Source organism: Rhodococcus sp. NPDC003322 (genome assembly GCF_053589555.1).
In genome coordinates this window covers 348,441-367,033 of sequence record NZ_JBSFSC010000001.1, presented here as the reverse complement: position 1 = coordinate 367,033, position 18,593 = coordinate 348,441, and the positions used below count along the sequence as shown (strand labels likewise).

Genomic DNA, 18,593 nt, shown 5'->3' with positions numbered 1-18,593 from the left:
TTCGAACGTGCCACGTAACGCCGTCTCGCGCGGTCTGCCCGACTTTCCGTGGGATTCACTCGCCGACGCGAAGGCGAAGGCGCAGTCCCATCCGGACGGGATCGTCAACCTGTCCGTCGGCACTCCGGTCGACCCGGTCGCACCTCTGATCCGGGACGCGCTGGCGTCGGTGTCCGAGGTTCCCGGGTATCCGACCACGTGGGGCGAGCCGTCGTTGCGTGAGGCCGCGGTCGCGGCCCTGGCGCGGCGCTACGGCGTCACGGGCATCGACCCGGCGGCGGTGCTGCCCGCGATCGGCACCAAGGAGATGATCGCCTGGATGCCGACCCTCCTCGGGCTCGGTCAGGGCGATCTTGTGGTGATTCCCGAGGTCGCGTACCCGACGTACGAGGTGGGTGCGCTGCTCGCCGGCTGTCGGGTGCTGCGCGCGGACGGACTGACGCGGCTCGGGCCGGAGAAGCCCGAGTTGATCTTCATCAACTCCCCGTCGAATCCGACGGGCAAGGTGCTCGGCATCGACCACCTGCGCAAGGTCGTCGAGTTCGCCCGCAACCGCGACGCGATCGTCGTGTCCGACGAGTGCTACCTCGGGCTGACGTGGGAGGCCGAGGCGTACTCGGTGCTCGACCCGCGGGTCTGCGACGGCGACCACACCAACCTGCTGGCCGTGCACTCGCTGTCGAAGACGTCGAACCTTGCCAGCTACCGGGCCGGGTTCGTCACCGGCGATCCGGCGCTGGTCGCGGAACTGCTCGAGGTTCGCAAGCACTCCGGCATGATCATGCCGCTGCCGGTGCAGGCCGCGATGACCGCCGCGCTGAAGGACGACGCACACGAGAACGAGCAGCGCGAGCGGTACCGTCGGCGCCGCGAGATCCTGCTGGGCGCCGTCCGCGGCGCCGGATTCACCGTCGACAACTCCGAGGCCGGCCTGTACCTGTGGCTGACCCGCGAGGAGGCGTGCCGCGACACCGTCGACTGGTTCGCCGAGCGCGGCATCCTGGTCGCCCCCGGCGACTTCTACGGTCCCGGCAGCCGCCGCCACGTGCGGATGGCACTGACCGAGACCGACGAGCGCATCGCCGCCGCCGCCTCACGCTTGTAGCAGCTTCGCCGCTCGTGCGCGGTGTGCGAATCCTCGGACTCGCCCACCGCGCACGAGAGCGGCGGGCGCCTTACGCTGGATCTCAAGTTCCTCGGCGACCGGGGTGCCCGGTCGCCACTTCGGGGCAGGAGGCAGCATGGACGCCGTCACCGGGGTTCCCTCGCCGGTCAACGAACCGGTCCACTCGTACGCTCCCGGTAGCCGCGAACGCACGATCCTCGTTTCCGAACTCGCCGAGCTGGCCGGGGCCCCCGTGGACCTGCCGCACGTGATCGGCGGGGTGCACCGGATGGGTCGCGGAGAGCGGATCGACGTGGTGCAGCCGCACCGCCGGTCCGCGGTGCTCGGGACGCTCACCGATGCCACCCACGAGGACGCCGACGCCGCCGTGACCGCCGCGGTCGCCGCGGCCCCGGGCTGGCGGGCGCTGCCGTTCGACGAGCGGGCCGCGGTGCTGCTGCGGGCGGCGGACCTGCTGTCCGGGCCGTGGCGGGAAACCCTCGCTGCCGCAACGATGCTCGGGCAGTCGAAATCTGTGCAGCAGGCCGAGATCGACGCGCCGTGCGAGCTCGTCGACTTCTGGCGGTTCAACGTGCACTTCGCGCGGCAGATCCTCGCGGAGCAGCCGATCTCGGGCCCCGGGGTGTGGAACCGGATGGAGTACCGGCCGCTCGAGGGCTTCGTGTACGCGATCACGCCGTTCAACTTCACCGCGATCGCCGGGAACCTGCCGACCGCGCCGGCGCTGATGGGCAACACGGTGGTGTGGAAGCCGTCGCCCACCCAGACGCTCTCCGCCTACTGGACGATGAAACTGCTCGAGGAGGCCGGGCTCCCACCGGGCGTGATCAACCTGGTCACGGGGACCGGCCCGGCGGTCTCGGACGTCGTACTCGGAGATCCGCGGCTGGCGGGGATCCACTTCACCGGCTCGACTCGCACCTTCCAGCACCTGTGGCGGGAGGTCGGCGCGAACATCTCCCGCTACCGCGGCTATCCGCGGCTGGTCGGGGAGACCGGTGGCAAGGACTTCGTCGTGGCGCACTCGTCCGCGAACCCGGACGTGCTGCGCACGGCCCTGATCCGCGGCGCGTTCGAGTACCAGGGGCAGAAGTGCTCGGCCGCCTCCCGCGCCTACGTGCCCCGCTCGGTGTGGGACGAGATGGGCGAGGACTTCCTCGCCGAGGCCGACGAACTCTCCTACGGCGATGTCACGGACCTGTCGAATTTCGGTGGCGCACTGATCGATCGGGCCGCCTACGAGAAGAGCGTCGCCGCGATCGAACGCGCCCGTGGTGCCGCGGGCGTCAAGGTCGCCGTCGGTGGCACCTGCGACGACGCCGTCGGCTGGTTCGTCCGGCCGACCGTGCTGCTCGCCGACGACCCGGGTGACGAGGCGTTCGCCACCGAGTACTTCGGCCCGATCCTGTCCGTGCACGTCTACGACGACGCTGCCCCGGAGGCGTTCGAGGACCTGCTCTCGGTGGTGGACCGGACCGCACCGTACGCGCTGACTGGGTCGGTCATCGCGGACGACCGGGCCGCCGTCGAGAAGGCTTCGGCGGCACTGCGGTTCACCGCGGGAAACTTCTACGTCAACGACAAGCCGACCGGGGCTGTGGTGGGGCAGCAGCCGTTCGGCGGGGCGCGGGCATCGGGCACCAACGACAAGGCGGGGTCCCCGCTGAACCTGCTGCGGTGGACGTCGGCGCGCACGCTCAAGGAGACGTTCGTACCGCCGACCGATCACCGCTACCCGCACATGGGGCCGGAGACGTGACCGTGGTCAATCCGCTACGGCCCGCGATCCTGGCCGCGGCACGCTCGCCCCGGATGAAGGCGGCCATCACCCACGCTCCCGGCACCCGGTCGCTGGTCACCCGGTTCGTCGCCGGGGAGTCGAGGTCCGACGCCCTCGCCGTCACCCGTGAGCTGCTTGCGTCGGGTCGGTCGGTCAGTGTGGACCACCTCGGCGAGGACACCACCGACCTCGGGCAGGCCCGGGCCGTCGTCGCCGAGTACCGGGCGCTGCTGCGCGAACTCGGCGACCTGCCGCAGGCGGGCGACGCGGAACCACGCCGGCTGGAGGTGTCGGTCAAACTGTCCGCGCTCGGTCAGGCCCTGCCGTCCGGCGGAGAGCAGGTTGCCCTCGACCACGCCCGCGAACTGTGCGAGGCCGCGAAGGCGGCCGGGGTGTGGATGGGCGTCGACGCCGAGGACCACACCACCACCGACTCGACGCTGGCGATCGTCACCGCCCTCCGCGCCGACTTCCCGTGGCTCGGGGCGGTGCTCCAGGCCTACCTGCGGCGCACCGAGCGCGACTGCCGCGACCTCGCCGGGCCGGGGTCGCGAATCCGGTTGTGCAAGGGCGCATATCGCGAACCTGCTTCAGTGGCCTTCCAGAGCGCCGCAGAGGTCGACGCGTCGTACCGGCGATGCCTGACCGTCCTGATGGACGGCCAGGGCTACCCGATGGTCGCCTCCCACGACCCGGCGATGATCGAGGCAGCGGGGGAGGAGGCGCGTCGCGTCGGACGACGGGCCGACGAGTTCGAACACCAGATGCTGTACGGCATCCGGGACGTCGAGCAGCAGCGGCTCGCCGACGCCGGGGCACGGGTGCGGGTGTACGTCCCGTACGGCGGACAGTGGTACGGCTACTTCATGCGCCGCCTCGCCGAACGTCCCGCGAACCTGACGTTCTTCATGCGTCAGCTGGTGAGCCGGGACTGACGGGCATGTGAGACGCGCCCGCCGGCGGGCATGTGAGACGCGCCCGCGGGCGGGCATGTGAGACGCGCCCGCGGGCGGGCATGTGAGACGCTGGCGGGCGTGCTGCTGCGTTCGCTGAACCCCCTCGCCGTCGCCCAGGGCGACGATGTGCCCGACGCCGTGCGGATCGACGGTCACACCCTCTCTCGTAGCGACATCGTCGGCGGGGCAGGCGCGCTGGCCCGCCGGATCGCCGGTGCGAGGCGGGTCGCGGTGCTGGCCGAGCCGACCGCGTCGACGGTCGTCGCGATCGTGGCCTGCCTGTTCGCCGGCGTCACCGTCGTGCCCGTGCCCCCGGATTCCGGCCCGGCCGAGCTCGAGCACATCCTGACCGACTCGGGCGCGCAGGCATGGCTCGGCAAGGCACCGGAGGGCGGTGACATTGCGCCGAGTTCCCGAGCAGGCTCGCTTCCGGTGATTCCGGTGCGGCTGCACGCCCGCGACTGGCACGGCCACCCGGAGCCCGATCCCGCGTCGATCGCGTTCGTGCTCTACACCTCCGGCACCACCGGCGCCCCGAAGGGGGTGCTGCTGTCCCGCAGGGCCATTGCCGCGGGCCTCGACGCGCTCGCGCAGGCCTGGCAGTGGACCGAGAAGGACACCCTCGTCCACGGACTGCCGCTGTTCCACGTGCACGGACTGATCCTCGGTGTGCTCGGACCGCTGCGTGTCGGTAGCCGCCTGGTGCACACCGGCAAGCCGACGCCCGCCGCATACGCGGAGGCGCGCGGCAGCCTGTACTTCGGAGTGCCGACCGTGTGGTCCCGGATCGCACTGGACGAGGAGTCGGCGCGGGCGCTGTCCGGGGCGCGGCTGCTGGTCTCGGGAAGTGCACCCCTGCCGGTGCCGGTGTTCGAGAAGCTGTCCGCGCTGACCGGCCTCACCCCCATCGAGCGGTACGGGATGAGCGAAACGATGATCACCCTGAGCACCCGCGCCGACGGCGAACGCCGCCCCGGGTGGGTCGGCCTGCCCGTCGAGGGCGTGCAGACCCGCATCGTCGGAGAGGACGGCGAGCCGGTCCCGCACGACGGCGAGTCGATCGGGGGACTGCAGGTGCGCGGTCCGATGCTGTTCGACGGCTACCTGAACCGGCCCGATGCCACCGCCGAATCCTGGACCGAGGACGGCTGGTTCGTCACCGGAGACGTCGCTGCGATCGACGCAGGCGGATTCCACCGGATCGTCGGCCGGGCGTCGACGGACCTGATCAAGTCCGGGGGCTACCGGATCGGTGCCGGTGAGGTGGAGACCAGCCTGCTCGGGCACCCGAGCGTCGAGGAGGTCGCGGTGGTCGGTCTGCCCGACGACGACCTCGGGCAGCGGATCGTCGCCTTCGTCGTCGGCGAGGACGTCGACCCGGACGCGCTGATCACGCATGTCGCCACGGAGCTGTCGGTGCACAAGCGGCCACGGGAGATCCGCGTGGTCGACACGCTGCCCCGCAACGCCATGGGCAAGGTGCAGAAGAAGCTGCTGAGCTGACTCGGGCCCGATCAGGGCGCGACGGGATAGTGGCTGGTGATCGCGACCCGGTTCCACGCGTTCATCACGACAGCGAGCCAGCTCACCGCCGAGGCCTGCGCGTCGGTCAGGGACCCGTCCTCCCAGGCACGATCCTCCGGCACCGTCAGGCGCGTGACCTGCTCGGCCAGGGTCAGGGCGGCCCGCTCCTGTTCGGTGAAGTACTGCGACTCCCACCACGCCGCGAGCACCGCCAGACGGTCGGCCGTTTCCCCCTTGGCCACGGCGTCACGGGTGTGCATGCGCAGGCAGAACGCGCAGCCGTTGATCTGCGCGACCCGGATCTTGACCAGTTCGGCCAGGAGCGGATCCAGCCCGGCCTCCAGCGCCGCGGCATCGGCCTGCTCGCTGAGGGCGGTCAGCTGCTTGTATGCGGCCGGATGCTGCTTGCTCAGGTTCACGGAACTCATCGTCTTCCTTTCCTGAAGGATCGGCGACCGGGGCGATCGGCGACCGGGCGATCGGCGAGCGTGGGAGCGGCGAGTTCGAATCGCGATTGACCAGCGAGTCTCGTATGTCTCCCGGTGGCGGCGGACTAGCCTCGACAGACATGAGCCTGCCTGCAGAGAACACTCGCATTGTGCTCGCCTCCCGTCCCGTCGGCGAGCCCAAGTCGTCCGATTTCCGGGTCGAGTCGGTGCCGTTGCCCGCACCGGCCGACGGTCAGCTGCTGCTCGAAACCCTCTATCTGTCGCTGGACCCGTATATGCGTGGCCGGATGAGCGAGGCGGAGTCGTACGCCGACCCGGTCGCCGTCGACTCTGTCATGGTGGGAGGCACCGTGTGCCGGGTGCTCGCCTCCAATGCCCCCGGCTTCGCTGTCGGCGACGTGGTGTTGTCGTTCTCCGGATGGCAGACCCATTCCGTCGAGGACGCCTCCCACGTCCGCAAGCTGGACCCCGCCGCGGCGCCGGTCCGGACCGCGCTCGGCGTGCTCGGCATGCCCGGGTTCACCGCATACGCGGGTCTGCTGCAGATCGGCAAGCCCAAGGCCGGCGAGACCGTCGTCGTCGCGGCGGCCACCGGCCCGGTCGGGTCCGCGGTCGGGCAGATCGCGAAGATCAAGGGCGCCCGCGCGGTGGGGATCGCCGGCGGCCCCACCAAGGTCGCGCACCTGCGGGAGCTGGGCTTCGACGCGGCGATCGACCACCGCGCACCCGATTTCGTGGATCAGCTCGCTGCGGCCTGCCCCGACGGCATCGACGTCTACTTCGAGAACGTCGGCGGCGCCGTGTGGGACGCGGTGCTGCCGCTGCTCAACACCTACGCGCGGGTTCCGGTGTGCGGCTTGGTTGCCCAGTACAACGCCACCTCCGCGCCCGCCGGTCCGGACCGCGCCCCGGCCCTGATGGGCCGCATCCTCACCAAGAGCCTGACCCTGCGGGGCTTCATCCAGTCCGAGTTCGTCAAGGACCACTACCGGCACTTCCTCGCCGAGATGTCGGAGTGGGTGCGCGACGGACTCGTGAAGTACCGGGAGGACGTCGTCGACGGGCTCGAGAACGCTCCCGACGCGTTCATCGGGATGCTCGGCGGGAAGAACTTCGGGAAGCTGCTGATCAAGGTGGCGGAATGACGCACACCGCGGGCGAACACCCGCACCCGACCATCGGCCCCCTCGACGCCGCAGCGTTCCTTCTGGAACTGGCGATGCTGACGATCCTCGCGCTCGCCGGCGCGGCCGTCAGCGAAGCCACGCCCGCCCGGATGGCGGCCGCCGTCGCGCTGCCGGTGATCGCCGCCGGCATCTGGGCGGTGTGGATGGCGCCGACCGCCACCCGCCGGCTCTCGAACCCGCGCCGCCTGGCGGTGCAGGTACTGCTGTTCGCGGTGACCGGGGTACTCGCGTCGGCGTTCCTCTCGCCGTGGGTGGGGGGAGTGTTCTTCGTGGCCGCGACCGCCGTGTTCGGAACGCTCGCCCGGCGGGAGTCCCACGTCAGCCGAGCCGGCGCAGTTCGTCGGCGATCGCCCGCACCCCGGTGAGCACCTCGAGGTAGGAGGTACTCAGCGGGCTCGGGCCCAGCCGCAACCCCTCGGGCGCACGGAAGTCGGGGATCACGCCGCGATCCCACAGCCGCGGCAGCATTTCCCGGAACCGGGGATGGTCGATGGTGACGTGGCCGCCGCGCCGGGAGGCGTCGAGAGGGGAGGCGATCCGCACCTCGGGGAGCATGGTGCGGGCCAGCTTGAGGGTGTACTCGGTCAGACGAACGGATTTTGCGCGCACGGCGGTGATGCCCACCCGGTCGATCAGGTCGATCGTCGACTGCATGGCGATCATCCCGAGTATCGCGGGGGTTCCGCTGATCACCTGTCGAATCCCATCGGCGGGAAGGTATCCCGCCGCCATTTCGAACGGGTCCCGGCGCCCCATCCAGCCCCAGATCGGTTGCCGGAAGTCGCGCTGGTGTTCGGTACGGACATAGGCGAACGCCGGTGATCCCGGCCCGCCGTTCAGATACTTGTAGGTGCAGCCGACCGCGAAATCGGCCCCCCAGCGGTCCAGTTCGACGGGAACGCTGCCCACCGAGTGGCACAGGTCCCACAGGATCAGCGCACCGGCGTCGTGCGCCGCCCGCGTGATCGCCTCGGCGTCGGCGAGGAATCCCGACCGGTACGCGACGTGACTGAGCACCACCAGCGCGGTGTTCTCCGTGATGGCCTCGCGGGCGGTGCCGGGCTCGACCCCGGCAGCGGGATCGACGGTGATCCAACGCAATTCGAGTCCGAGCTCGGCCGCGATGCCTTCGAGGACGTAGCGGTCGGTGGGGAAGTTGTCGGTGTCGAGGACGATCTCCGTGCGTCCCGGCCGCATCGCCAGCGCGCCGCGCGCGAGCTTGTACAGCAGCACCGTCGTCGAGTCGCCGACCGTCGTCTGCCCCGGCGCCGCACCGAGCGTCACCCGCCCGAGACGATCGCCGATGGTGATCGGCAGGTCGAACCACTGCTCGTCCCAGCCGCGGATCAGCCGGCCGGACCACTGCGCGACCGCCTCCGCGATCGCCTCGGTGGCCGCGATCGTCGGCCGGCCCAGCGAGTTGCCGTCCAGGTAGGACACCACGTCGGAATCGTCGACGCCATGGAAGCGGGCGCGGAAGTCCCGAAGTGGGTCGGCGGCGTCGAGTGCTCGCGCGGTGTCCGTGAGATCGTCGGTGCTCAACGCAGGTCCTCCTCGAGGTCGGCGGCGGTGGCGACGCGGGCGCCGGTCAGCCAGTGCGCGAATTCGGTGTCGTCGGGCGGAGGGATGCCCGGAACCCGGCACACGCGCTGCGGTCCCGCGGCGAACCGCGACGCGGCGTCCCCGTCGATCAACGCGGTCAGCACGCCGGACCGGTCCAGTCCGGCCGACTGCAGGGCCAGCACCTCGGATGCGTTGACCCCGAGCGGAAGATTCCCGTTGCCGAGGTCGGTGCCGTAGCGGACGCGCCCTCCCGCGGCGTGGAAGCGGCGCAGATTGTCGACGGCGACCTCGAGGTCGCGGCCGTGGTGGATGTCGAGTGTGCTGGTCCAACGCTGCGACCGGGCCGCGGCGCGCACCACGTCGTCGTCGAGGCGTTCGGTCCACGGGGTGTGGGCCAGCACGTCGACGCCGGCCGCGAGCGCACGTCCCGCCTGCCCGGCTCCCTCCGCGTGCACGACGACGTCGCGGCTGAGCCGATGCGCCGCCGTCACGACCGCTGCGAGGGTGTCGTCGTCGAGTACCGGTCCGGCCGCCGAGTTCAGCGTGACCTTGACGAAATCGGCTCCGGCGCAGACCTGTTCGTTCACCGCCCTCGCGGCGTCATCGGGTCCGGACACCTCGCGCACCGATCCCTCCGGTGCCCACGGCCGGTCGCTCGGATAGCCGCCGGGCGCAGTCAGGAACTGCCCGGCGAACCGGATACGCGGCAGTCCCGCGGGCGGGTCGCCTGCGGTCCGGCGCCACGCGGCCGCAGCGTCGAGCCGTGCTCCGAGGTCGTACACCTCCTCGAGCCCGCCCGCGAACAGGGCCGCCGCATCGACGAGTTCGAGGTGGACGTGGGCGTCCCGGAACCCGGGGAACACGGTGCCGTCGAAGGTCAGGTCCGCGGCCGGGTCGGCGGGGTGATCCGGTGCGGCGGGCAGCATGCGGCCGCCGCGCAGGGTGAACCGGGTGGGCCCCATCCACTGTCCGAGCCACGCCTCCCGCACCGCGACCGTCGGGGTGCCCATCTCACCGCCCGACCTCGGTGCGGACCGCGAACAGTTCGGGGAAGAACGTCAGGTCGAGGGCGCGCTGGAGGAATTCGACACCGCTGGATCCGCCGGTGCCGGGCTTGGTGCCGATGATGCGCAACACCGTCCGCAGGTGCCGGAACCGCCACAGCTGGAAGTTCTCCTCCAGATCGACCAGTTCCTCGAACGACTCGTAGGCGGCCCAGTGGTCGTGCGGGTGCTCGTAGACGTCCCGGATGAGCGGCAGCAGGTTCGGGTCGAGGGTGTACGGGGAGCGCACGTCCCGCCCCAGCGTGGACTGCGGGACGGGGAGGCCGGTGCGGTGCAGGTACCGCCAGAACTCGTCGTACAGGCTCGGTTCCGCGAGCAACCGGGACAGCAGTGCGTGTGCGGCCGGGTCGGACTCGAACACCGCCAGCATGCCGGGGTTCTTGTTCCCCAGGACGAATTCGACGGCGCGGTACTGGAACGACTGGAATCCCGAAGCGTTGCCGAGGAACCCGCGAAATTCCGAGTACTCGGTCGGGGTGAGTGTCGCGAGCACCGACCACTGCTCGGTCAGCGACTTCTGAATGTGCTTGACGCGGGCGATGCACTTCAGCGCGACCGCGATGTCGTCCTGTGCCAGAGCTGCTTTCGCCGCGTCGAGTTCGTGCAACGTGAGCTTGAGCCACAGTTCACTGGTCTGGTGGGCGATGATGAACAGCAGTTCGTCGTGGTGCGCGGGGACGCTGACCGGGTGCTGTGCGCTCAGCAGCGTACCCAGGTCGAGGTACGAGCCGTAGCTCATCCGGTCCGTGAAGTCCGTGACGATCCCCGGCTCGATGGGTCGCATGTTCTCCCCGTCTGCGTTCACACCTCGGTCGCCCATGCTCCGACACTGCCGTACCCGGTGCGCCGCGTCCAGACCAGACGAGGTTGCGTCCTACTTCGTGTCGCGGAACACCGGCTCGCGCTTCTCCCGACGGGCCAGCGTCGCCTCCTCGAAGTTGTCGGTCATCAACCGGATCATCAGCTGGCCGAGGCCCTCCTGGTTCATGTGCTGCGCCAGCGACGACGCGTCCAGACTCGACCACAGCGTCCGTTTGGTCAGCTCGACACCCGGCCGTGAGAACCCGGCGATGCGTTCGGCGAGGGTGAAGGACTCGTCCAGCAGGTCCTCCGGCGCGGTCAGCCTGGAGACGAGGCCGATGCGGTCCGCCTCGGCGGCGTCGACGTCGCGGCCGGACAGCATGATCTCGAATGCCCGGGACGAGCCGATCGCGCGCGGCAGGAGATAGCTCAGGCCCAGCTCGCTGGCCGTCAGGCCGTTGTTGATGCCGGCGGCGCGGAAATAGGCCTCGGTGGACGCGATGCGGATGTCCGCGGCCAGCGACAGGCAGAAACCGCCACCGATTGCGGCACCGTTCACCGCGGCGATCATCGGCTGATGCATGCGGCGGATCGCGAGCACCACGTCGTCGAGGATCTCCATCGCCCGCAACGCGACCGACGGCCGCGTGAGGCCGTCGATGTGTGGGGGAGAGCCCGCCGACGCCTGGTCCGCGCCGGAACAGAAGCCCCGCCCGGCACCGGTGAGCACGACCGCGCGCACCGAGTTGTCGTTGCTGATCGCCTCCAGGGATTCCTTGAGTGGAACCATCACGTCGAACGCCATCGCGTTCATTCGCTCCGGACGGTTCAGCGTGACCAGCGCGACCTGCTCGCGTGGCCGCTCGACGAGGACGAAGCTCACCTGGCACTCCTGCTGGGTACGGGGCAATCGGTTCGCCGACCCTACGTCGAACAGTCCTCGCCAATGGTGCGGTTGCCGGAAACTCGCAGTTCCGCATGTCGCTGGTCCGTCCGGTGGTGGTCAGATCTGCTGATGTCACGGTGCGTCGCCGTCGCCCGTCTCGTTTGTCCCCTGTGCCCAGCGCCGCCGATGCTCGCGCAGTTCTGCGTCGCGGCGGGCGCGGTGGTGCGCCAGCGCGGCGGCGAGGATGTCGTCGAGGTGGTGCCGCTGATTCACCCGGGGTGTGCGGGTGGGGTCGATGTGCGGTGGTGGGATCCACTCGGCGCGGCCGGCGTGCTCGGCGCGGGCGGTTGATCTGGCGGTGGTGCGGGTCTGCCAGCCGCCGGGGCCGTCATGCACGAGGGCGTGGCAGTGATCGCACGCGAGATCCAACGCGTCGATGTCGGTGCGGCCGCCCTTGTTCCATTCGGTCAGGTGATGCACGGCGGTCATCGACGCCGGTGCATCGCAGCCCGGCCTCGTGCAGCCACGCGATGCGGCGATCAACGCCAACCGCTGCTCAGCCGATGCCAAACGCCGCGACCGACCCAGATGCAACGGCCTGCCGTTGTGATCGAAGAGGGCGAGCACGGGGTGCGCGTGTTCGGCCATTCGCAGCGCATCGCGGATCGGGACGAGGCCACCACTCGCGGTGGTGACGACCCCGGATGCTTCCTCGACCTGCCGCACGGTCATCGTCAGAATCGCTGTGACGGGCAGTCCGCGGTGACTGCCCAGTACCCCGGACGAGAGCAGGTGCCGTAGGGCGACTTTCAGTGCGTCGTGGTTGCGTTGCACGGCGGTGCGGGTGTCGCGGGCGGCGGCGTTCGCGAGCGCGGTTCGGTCGAGGGTGTCGGATTCGATGTCGCCGCAGGGTGATTCGGGGTCGTCGGGGTTGTTCATGCCGGGGCGGGCGAGTTTCGCGAGGACCGGATCCAACAACGCCTTCGTTTCCGGGTCGAGCAGCCCCGAGATCGGTGTCATCAAGTCAGTTCCCTGCTTGCCGATCCGCAGGCCCCGACGGCGCTTACGGTCCTTCTCGTCGGGACCGTCACCATCTGGGTTCAGGTGCGCCAGCAGATGCACGCCGACCTTCGTCACGTCTTCGGGTGGCATGGTTCGGGCGGCGTCGGCCAGGATCTTCTCCGCCACGGCGATCTCGTCGGCTCCGGTGCCGTGTGGGATCTTGCGCATGGTTTTCGCGATCGCCGCGACGTGATCGGGCCCCACGTCGCCGTCATGAACAGCGCGGGCGGTCACCGGCAGGACCGGATCCTGATCGTCGCCGCCCAGGGTGTGCCAAGTCCCAACTTTGTTCGCGCCCTTGACCCGTCGGGCGGCGTCCGCGCCGGAGATCCGCAGGGTCTGGGTGAGGAATTCGTTCACCGATCGGCAGTGCAGATTCCCGGGAATGGACCGCTCCACCGCTTCGACGATCAGCCGGTGCCCGACTGCGGACGCCTTCCGTAGCGATACTTCCATCCGCTGCAACGCGTCGATGACCTCACTGTCGGTGAGCACGGTCAGCGGGTCGGTGAGCAGGTCGTCGACGGCGGCGGCGAGCGCCGTCAGGTGTTCGTCCATCTGCTCGTCACCCCCCGTGATTCGAACTGATGTTCTAACAATAGTGGATGGCGACATCGTTTGCCAGAACCTTTATTCAGGTCAGTGACGCGGCTGTGGCAACGCTGTGGGCCGACCGCAGCCACGCCCTGTCGTCCCGCCGTTGCGGGTCAGGTCGTGGTGGGGGCACCGAACCACCGGCCTTCCTCCTGTCCGTGTGCCGCGAGGTAGGTCGTGACGTCAGTTGTCGAAGGATGTCGAGACTTGGCGCGTGAGCGCAGTCGCTTCTGGCTCTGTGGCTCAGGTCTACGTCAACGCGGCGTGAGCGAGCGATCGGCGTGTGGCGCGCTGTGAACGTGTCCGTGGCTTGCGGGCGGTGCTGCTTGACGCCGGAGCGACTTGGGTCGCGGTGGCGTCCCGGCGGATCTCGGCCTCGAACAGATCCGGATGAGCTGTGGGTCAGAGACGGGCAGGTCTCAGCGGCTCGATGACCTGGGCTTCGGAGCGCTCGCGCAGCTTGAGAATCGCCTCGTCAAGGCTCGAGCCGAGCAGGCGGAGGGTGTTCATGCCGCGCGATTCCCACACCGGAAACTCCTCGTCGGCATTGCGGCTGGCGACGTCCCAGAGGAGAAGGTCGCCGTTCTCGCTCCAGCCGAAGACTTCGAGTCGTTCGGCGAGGTCCCAGCTACCGTCGGGCTCGATCATCCAGTCGAATTCCTCTCCTTCGCCGTCGCGGAAGGCCGTGTGGAAGTGCTCGGTGAGGTTCGCTGCACGGGCCCGCCCATCTGCGAAACCGGGTTGCACGGGCGGGTAGATGAGCCACAGGCCGAACGTGCGGGCCCAGCCGCAGGAGCGAACAAACTCGCGGTAGCTCTGGGGGTACCCGCCGCCGTCCGGGAAACGGAATGAATCGAGTGCCTCGAAGTCGACGTGCTCGAACGAGGGGGATTCAGGTGCGGGGACACTCATGACTCGATTATGGGTTGCCGGAGTCACGCCCCTGGAGCCGGATGGAGTGAAGGCGGCGACCGTCGGTCCCACACGACGAACACGACGCGTTCGTGTCCGGACACTGCAGAGATCCGGCGGTACTCCTCGCCCGACATCGGACGCCAGTTGACCGTAGGCGTCGCAGGTAGAGTTCAGGATCGCCTCGAACCGCGCTGGTTGAACCAGTGTTTCGCTGATCTTCGCTGCAAGTCGAGATCAGGCGAAGTGGCGGAGAAGGAAGCTGCTGAGGCGTTGGGTGGGGGGTGCTTCGGTTGTGGCACCCCAGGCGAGGGTGACGTCTCTGCGATATCGGGAGCCGGTCAGTGGCAGCTCGGTCAGTCCCTGAGGTATTCGCTCGTCGTGTGGGAGTAGTGCGATTCCGAGGCCGCGGTTGATCAGTTCTCGTATGGTGGCGAACTCGGTGACTTCGAATGCGATGTCCGGTACGAATCCTTGTTCGTGGCACCAGCTCTCGGTGAGCTGCCGGAGGTTGTAACTTGGCGGGTTGGCAATGAAGGTCTCGTTCTTCAGATCCGAGAGTTGAACGTGTCGCGCCGTCGCGAGCCGATGATTGTCGGGCACCACCACCTGGATCTGCTGGGTGCCGATGCGAACGTGGTTGAGTCGCTCGGGTGCGGGGATGACGATCGCCAGATCGAGTTCGCCCGCGAGGAGATCCGCGCTGAGTGCTGAGCCGTGTGCTTGTTTGAGAAGCACTCTGATGCCGGGGTGGTGATGGCGGAACGCGGCAAGGAGGTCGGGAATGCGGCCGGATCCCATCGTCAGGGGAAACCCGAACCGGACGGTCCCGTGGTCGGGGTCGGCTTGTCCGGTCACCTCGTCGATCGCCAGATCCAGTTGGCGTAGCGGCTCGCGTACCTGCCGTGCCAGGCGTTCGGCTGAGTCGGTGAGGCGGACGATCCGGCCGTCGTGGATGAGCAGGGGTACCCGCAGCTCCTCTTCCAGGGCGTGGATCCGCCGACTCATCGATGACTGAGGCACATCGAGGGCTGCTGCGGCCTGGGTCATGTGACCGTCGTGCGCGGCCAGTTCGACGAGTGCCCGCAGCTGTGGAGCCAGCCGAATTGTCCACTGATCCATATTCGGATTGTAATACCGCATTCATTCATTGGACGGAACGACCTCGTCGGGCGAATCCTGAGAGCACTGATCCTCTACCTCGGGAGCGTGCGTCAGATGGGCAAATCGTCGAACACCGTGCCGGGCTCGTGCGACGAGCTCGATGCCGATGTCATCCTGATCGGCGGCGGAATCATGTCCGCGACGCTGGGATCGATGCTCGCGATTCTCGAGCCCGGATGGCGGATCGTATTGCTGGACAGGGCGGCCGGGTTGGCCACCGAGAGCAGTGGTCCGTGGAACAACGCCGGCACCGGGCACGCCGGGTTCTGCGAACTGAACTACATGCCCGACCCGGCAGATGGACGCAAGGCATCGACGATCGCGGAGCAGTTTCACCTCAGTCGCCGATGGTGGGCCCACCTCGCGACCAAGGGACTATTGGTCCCGGACACCTTCATCCACACCACGCCGCACATGGATGTCGTCTTCGGGCGACATGACATCGACTACCTTCGGCGACGGTTCGAGACGTTGACGAGCGATCCGCTGTTCGACGGGCTGGAGTACAGCGAAGACCCCGCCAGCATCAGCGAGTGGGCGCCTCTGATGGCAGAAGGGCGGACTCGTGACGAGCCGATGGCAGCCACCCGTCATCCCGGCGGTACCGATGTCGACTTCGGCGCTCTGACAGAGGGATTGATCCGTATCGTCACCGACGCCGGTGGTCAGGTACTGCTCGGGCACGAGGTGCGCGCGCTGCGCCGGTCACCGGACGGGTCATGGGTTGTCGGTGGGAACGCAAGTAGTGGCAGGTTCGAGCTGCGTGGGCGACGGGTGTTCGTGGGAGCAGGCGGAATGGCGCTGCGTCTGCTGCAGCGCGCTCGCCTTCCCGAAGTACGCGGGTACGCAGTGTTACCCGTCGGGGCCGCCTTCTTCCGCTGCTCGGAACCGGACGTCGTCGCCCGCCATGAGGCGAAGGTGTACGGCCAGGCGGCGATCGGAGCGCCGCCGATGTCCGTGCCTCACCTCGACAGGCGGTTCATCGAGGGAACCGAGCACTTGATGTTCGGCCCCTACGCGACCTTCAGCACCAAGCTGCTCAAGGCCGGCCGACCGACCGACTTCTTCGCCACGCTGCGATGGCACAACCTCCACGTCATCGCGGCAGCGCTCATCCAGAACCTGTCGCTGGTGCGCTACCTGATCGGCGAACTCGCTGCGAGACCTCGAAGGAAGTTCGCCAAGCTGCAGCGCTTCTACCCGAAAGCGGACATCCGCCAGTGGGACCTGGTTCCCGCCGGGCAGCGCGCGCAACTGGTCACGCCGGACCGTCGCCGCATCGGCGTGATTCAACAGGGAACCGAACTCGTTGTGGGAGGCGCCGGGACCGTCGCGGGCCTTCTCGGCGCCTCACCCGGGGCGTCGACGGCGGTGCCGATCATGCTCGAACTGCTCCAGCGGTGCTTCCCGGACCGGTGGCAAACCTCCTGGAGCGGCCTCATGGATGAGGCGATACCCGGGCACTCCGCAACCACGATCCGGGATACCACCACCTGGAAGGATTCGGTCGATTCAACCTCTCTCGCAGTTGATCTCGAGACGAGGAACGGCGACCGATGAGGAATGTCGCTGAGCTACCGCGTCAACGATCCGGATGTGCATTAGCGGTCCGGGCGCCCGCCCACTTCGACCGAGAAACCGTCTCGACCCGCCTGCGCGGTGAACGTCGGCAGCGTCGTGTACAGGCTCGACAGCGACCGCCCGGCGCGCATGACGGTCCGGTCGGGTCGGACGACGGCGGCGGTCGCGTGGCCCCGTGACAGCCAGTGGGCGAGGTCCGATCCGGCCGGTGCCCGCAACACAACCGCTCCGCGACGCTCGATCTCGTAACGCTGGCCGTCGGTGGGCTCGATCGACGTCACCACCACGAACCGATCGGGTGCGGCGTCGTCGAGGCGCCGACCGTCGGCTCCGAGAACCGGGTTCGGACAGAGGGTTCCGGCCAGTCCGCGACGGAGTCCGCCCCGATGGACGAGGGCAGATGGCCGCAGTGCCGGGGTGACACCGTCGGTGATCTTCGCGCCCACGGTCGGGATCCTCGCGGTCAGAGGGGCAAGGCGGCGACGCACGGCGTCGCCGAACTCGCCGCCTTCGGTCATCGCCCATCCCATGGCCACGGCGAGTCGAATCATGGAGGTCGCGTGAGGTTTTCGCTCCTGCTGGTAGGTGCCGAGGCAGGTGGGGGACAGGGTGTCGGCGAGGACGCCGGCGAGCTTCCAGGTGAGGTTCGCGGCATCGCGCAGTCCGGCGCCCATCCCTTGGCCGATGAACGGCGGAGTCAGGTGGGCCGCGTCACCGAGCAGGAACACCCGCCGGTCGCGCCACCTGTCGGCGACCTGGGCGCGGAAGGTGTAGTCGGCGACGCGAATCAGTTCCAAGTCGGTCGTGTCGACGTGTTCGGTCCACGGTGCGATGAGTGGTTGCAGGCCGGCGAGGCTCGCGTAACGCTCCGGGTTCTCATCGGGACGCAACCGGAATTCCCACCGATGACGCGTGTCGCCGATCCTCATGTAGGTCGCCGCTCGTGCCGGATCGCACACCTGGTGCACCCCCTCCCAGTGCCCGAGCTCCGCGTCGGTGGCGATGTCGACGACGAGCCAACGCTGCTCGAATCCCAGTTCCTCCATCCGGGAACCGACGGACGACCGCACGATGCTGTTCGCGCCGTCGCACCCGAGAACGTAGTCGGCGTGGACGAATTCGCGCACACCGCCGGCACGATCGGTGAACTCGACGCGGACACCGCGGCGAGTGTGCACGACGTCGGCGACCTCGACATTGCCACGGAGCGTGATGTTCTCGTGGCGGTCGAGTCCCGAGCGCAGCAGCCGCTCGAACTCCGGTTGGTCGAACATATTGGCCTGCGGAAAGCCATGTGCACCGGTGGCAGCGCTGCGCCGGAACTCCGCCAACACGGCCCGGTCCCGATCGACCAGACGCAGACCCAGCCCGGGACGGGATATGCGGGCGAACTCCTCGGCGAGGCCGAGGCGGGCGACGATCCGGTACACCTCGTCGTCGAGGTGCACCGCGCGCGGCTGCGGATAGACGTCTTCCCAGCGGTCGAGCACCAGGCACTCGACTCCGTGCCGGGCCAACAGCGTCGCCGCCGTCAGCCCGGCCGGGCCGGCACCGACGATGACCACGGGATACGTCGAGGCTGTCACGACGCCACCACGGACACGAGAGCGACCACGCAGGTCAGGGCCGCGGCACCCACGACGATCGCGGGAGCCATCTCCTTTGCGCCGTCGCCGGCGCGGGCGTGGGCGATCAGCGCGCCCGCGAGCAGCAGTACGAATCCCGCTGACGCGGCCAGACCCAGCGCAGGCACGGCCAAGCCGACGAGAAGCCCTACCGCACCGGTCAATTCGACGACACCGAGCCTGCGATAGGAGTCGACACCGAAGCCGACGTGGGCAGCACGTTCACGCATCGGTGGGACGGCGGCGACCTTCGCGGACCCGAGTACCGCGAACACCACGGCGATCAGGACGGACAGGACCGTCGCGAGAAGTGTCATGC

Annotated in this window: 17 protein-coding genes; 7 read left to right on the top strand and 10 right to left on the bottom strand. The window is 69.0% G+C overall.

Going from position 1 to position 18,593, the window contains the following annotated elements; genetic code table 11:
* Positions 1 to 7: 7 nt before the first annotated feature.
* From dapC to ACWDUM_RS01715, 4 genes are all read left to right on the top strand, one after another.
* Entirely contained in the window at positions 8 to 1,105 is a 1,098-nt protein-coding gene (gene dapC / locus ACWDUM_RS01730) for a succinyldiaminopimelate transaminase (RefSeq protein ID WP_450132647.1), read from the top strand.
* A gap of 136 nt (positions 1,106 to 1,241) precedes the next feature.
* Complete coding sequence (pruA, locus tag ACWDUM_RS01725; protein WP_450132646.1) at positions 1,242 to 2,885, top strand: L-glutamate gamma-semialdehyde dehydrogenase; 1,644 nt, start codon at positions 1,242 to 1,244, stop codon at positions 2,883 to 2,885.
* Positions 2,886 to 2,938: 53 nt separating this feature from the next.
* On the top strand, positions 2,939 to 3,841 hold the full coding sequence (locus tag ACWDUM_RS01720) for a proline dehydrogenase family protein (protein WP_450133308.1): 903 nt from the start codon (positions 2,939 to 2,941) through the stop codon (positions 3,839 to 3,841).
* A gap of 99 nt (positions 3,842 to 3,940) precedes the next feature.
* The gene (locus ACWDUM_RS01715; RefSeq protein ID WP_450132645.1) at positions 3,941 to 5,365 is read left to right on the top strand and encodes an acyl-CoA synthetase; all 1,425 of its coding nucleotides are present in this window, start codon (positions 3,941 to 3,943) and stop codon (positions 5,363 to 5,365) included.
* Positions 5,366 to 5,376: 11 nt separating this feature from the next.
* Here the strand turns inward: ACWDUM_RS01715 and ACWDUM_RS01710 are convergent, their stop codons facing one another.
* A complete protein-coding gene (locus ACWDUM_RS01710; protein WP_450132644.1) occupies positions 5,377 to 5,814 on the bottom strand; it encodes a carboxymuconolactone decarboxylase family protein in 438 nt (145 codons plus the stop codon).
* A 140-nt stretch (positions 5,815 to 5,954) separates the two neighbouring features.
* On the opposite strand from ACWDUM_RS01710, the gene ACWDUM_RS01705 reads away from it, so the two are divergent.
* Both ACWDUM_RS01705 and ACWDUM_RS01700 read left to right on the top strand, forming a co-directional pair.
* Entirely contained in the window at positions 5,955 to 6,980 is a 1,026-nt protein-coding gene (locus ACWDUM_RS01705) for an NADP-dependent oxidoreductase (protein ID WP_450132643.1), read from the top strand.
* On the top strand, positions 6,977 to 7,387 hold the full coding sequence (locus tag ACWDUM_RS01700; RefSeq protein WP_450132642.1) for a YrdB family protein: 411 nt from the start codon (positions 6,977 to 6,979) through the stop codon (positions 7,385 to 7,387). The genes ACWDUM_RS01705 and ACWDUM_RS01700 overlap by 4 nt, the downstream gene beginning before the upstream one ends.
* Here ACWDUM_RS01700 and kynU read toward each other — a convergent pair.
* The 7 genes from kynU to ACWDUM_RS01665 form a co-directional block, all read right to left on the bottom strand.
* Positions 7,341 to 8,564 carry a kynureninase gene (gene kynU / locus ACWDUM_RS01695; protein ID WP_450132641.1) on the bottom strand — a complete coding sequence of 408 codons (1,224 nt, stop codon included), beginning with the start codon at positions 8,562 to 8,564 and terminating at the stop codon, positions 7,341 to 7,343. The genes ACWDUM_RS01700 and kynU overlap by 47 nt on opposite strands.
* A complete protein-coding gene (locus tag ACWDUM_RS01690; protein ID WP_450132640.1) occupies positions 8,561 to 9,595 on the bottom strand; it encodes an amidohydrolase family protein in 1,035 nt (344 codons plus the stop codon). The genes kynU and ACWDUM_RS01690 overlap by 4 nt, the downstream gene beginning before the upstream one ends.
* A gap of 1 nt (position 9,596) precedes the next feature.
* The gene (locus ACWDUM_RS01685) at positions 9,597 to 10,469 is read right to left on the bottom strand and encodes a tryptophan 2,3-dioxygenase (protein ID WP_450132639.1); all 873 of its coding nucleotides are present in this window, start codon (positions 10,467 to 10,469) and stop codon (positions 9,597 to 9,599) included.
* 54 nt (positions 10,470 to 10,523) lie between these two features.
* Positions 10,524 to 11,333, bottom strand: coding sequence for an enoyl-CoA hydratase (locus tag ACWDUM_RS01680; protein ID WP_450132638.1), 810 nt, complete (start codon positions 11,331 to 11,333; stop codon positions 10,524 to 10,526).
* A gap of 135 nt (positions 11,334 to 11,468) precedes the next feature.
* Positions 11,469 to 12,956 carry a DUF222 domain-containing protein gene (locus tag ACWDUM_RS01675; RefSeq protein ID WP_450132637.1) on the bottom strand — a complete coding sequence of 496 codons (1,488 nt, stop codon included), beginning with the start codon at positions 12,954 to 12,956 and terminating at the stop codon, positions 11,469 to 11,471.
* Between the two features lie 438 nt (positions 12,957 to 13,394).
* Positions 13,395 to 13,904 (bottom strand): hypothetical protein, encoded by a 510-nt coding sequence (locus ACWDUM_RS01670; RefSeq protein WP_450132636.1) that lies wholly within the window; start codon positions 13,902 to 13,904, stop codon positions 13,395 to 13,397.
* A 237-nt stretch (positions 13,905 to 14,141) separates the two neighbouring features.
* Positions 14,142 to 15,026, bottom strand: a complete 885-nt coding sequence (locus ACWDUM_RS01665; RefSeq protein ID WP_450132635.1) for a LysR family transcriptional regulator — start codon at positions 15,024 to 15,026, stop codon at positions 14,142 to 14,144.
* Between the two features lie 96 nt (positions 15,027 to 15,122).
* Here ACWDUM_RS01665 and mqo point away from each other — a divergent pair, with 96 nt between their 5' ends.
* Entirely contained in the window at positions 15,123 to 16,628 is a 1,506-nt protein-coding gene (gene mqo, locus ACWDUM_RS01660; protein ID WP_450132634.1) for a malate dehydrogenase (quinone), read from the top strand.
* 41 nt (positions 16,629 to 16,669) lie between these two features.
* Here mqo and mhpA read toward each other — a convergent pair whose 3' ends face one another.
* Together mhpA and ACWDUM_RS01650 are read right to left on the bottom strand one after the other, a co-directional pair.
* Positions 16,670 to 18,235: a bifunctional 3-(3-hydroxy-phenyl)propionate/3-hydroxycinnamic acid hydroxylase MhpA gene (gene mhpA / locus ACWDUM_RS01655; RefSeq protein WP_450132633.1), complete on the bottom strand. Its 1,566-nt coding sequence runs from the start codon at positions 18,233 to 18,235 to the stop codon at positions 16,670 to 16,672.
* Positions 18,232 to 18,591 carry a DoxX family protein gene (locus ACWDUM_RS01650; RefSeq protein ID WP_450132632.1) on the bottom strand — a complete coding sequence of 120 codons (360 nt, stop codon included), beginning with the start codon at positions 18,589 to 18,591 and terminating at the stop codon, positions 18,232 to 18,234. The genes mhpA and ACWDUM_RS01650 overlap by 4 nt, the downstream gene beginning before the upstream one ends.
* Positions 18,592 to 18,593: the final 2 nt, after the last annotated feature.

Coding starts and splice junctions, on each gene's coding strand:
- ACWDUM_RS01710 (WP_450132644.1), bottom strand. CDS start 5,814: ATGAGTTCCGTGAACCTGAGCAAGCAGCATCCGGCCGCATACAAGCAG.
- ACWDUM_RS01690 (WP_450132640.1), bottom strand. CDS start 9,595: ATGGGCACCCCGACGGTCGCGGTGCGGGAGGCGTGGCTCGGACAGTGG.
- ACWDUM_RS01700 (WP_450132642.1), top strand. CDS start 6,977: ATGACGCACACCGCGGGCGAACACCCGCACCCGACCATCGGCCCCCTC.
- ACWDUM_RS01665 (WP_450132635.1), bottom strand. CDS start 15,026: ATGGATCAGTGGACAATTCGGCTGGCTCCACAGCTGCGGGCACTCGTC.
- ACWDUM_RS01650 (WP_450132632.1), bottom strand. CDS start 18,591: ATGACACTTCTCGCGACGGTCCTGTCCGTCCTGATCGCCGTGGTGTTC.
- ACWDUM_RS01670 (WP_450132636.1), bottom strand. CDS start 13,904: ATGAGTGTCCCCGCACCTGAATCCCCCTCGTTCGAGCACGTCGACTTC.
- ACWDUM_RS01675 (WP_450132637.1), bottom strand. CDS start 12,956: ATGGACGAACACCTGACGGCGCTCGCCGCCGCCGTCGACGACCTGCTC.
- ACWDUM_RS01720 (WP_450133308.1), top strand. CDS start 2,939: ATGAAGGCGGCCATCACCCACGCTCCCGGCACCCGGTCGCTGGTCACC.
- ACWDUM_RS01685 (WP_450132639.1), bottom strand. CDS start 10,469: ATGGGCGACCGAGGTGTGAACGCAGACGGGGAGAACATGCGACCCATC.
- pruA (WP_450132646.1), top strand. CDS start 1,242: ATGGACGCCGTCACCGGGGTTCCCTCGCCGGTCAACGAACCGGTCCAC.
- ACWDUM_RS01705 (WP_450132643.1), top strand. CDS start 5,955: ATGAGCCTGCCTGCAGAGAACACTCGCATTGTGCTCGCCTCCCGTCCC.
- mqo (WP_450132634.1), top strand. CDS start 15,123: ATGGGCAAATCGTCGAACACCGTGCCGGGCTCGTGCGACGAGCTCGAT.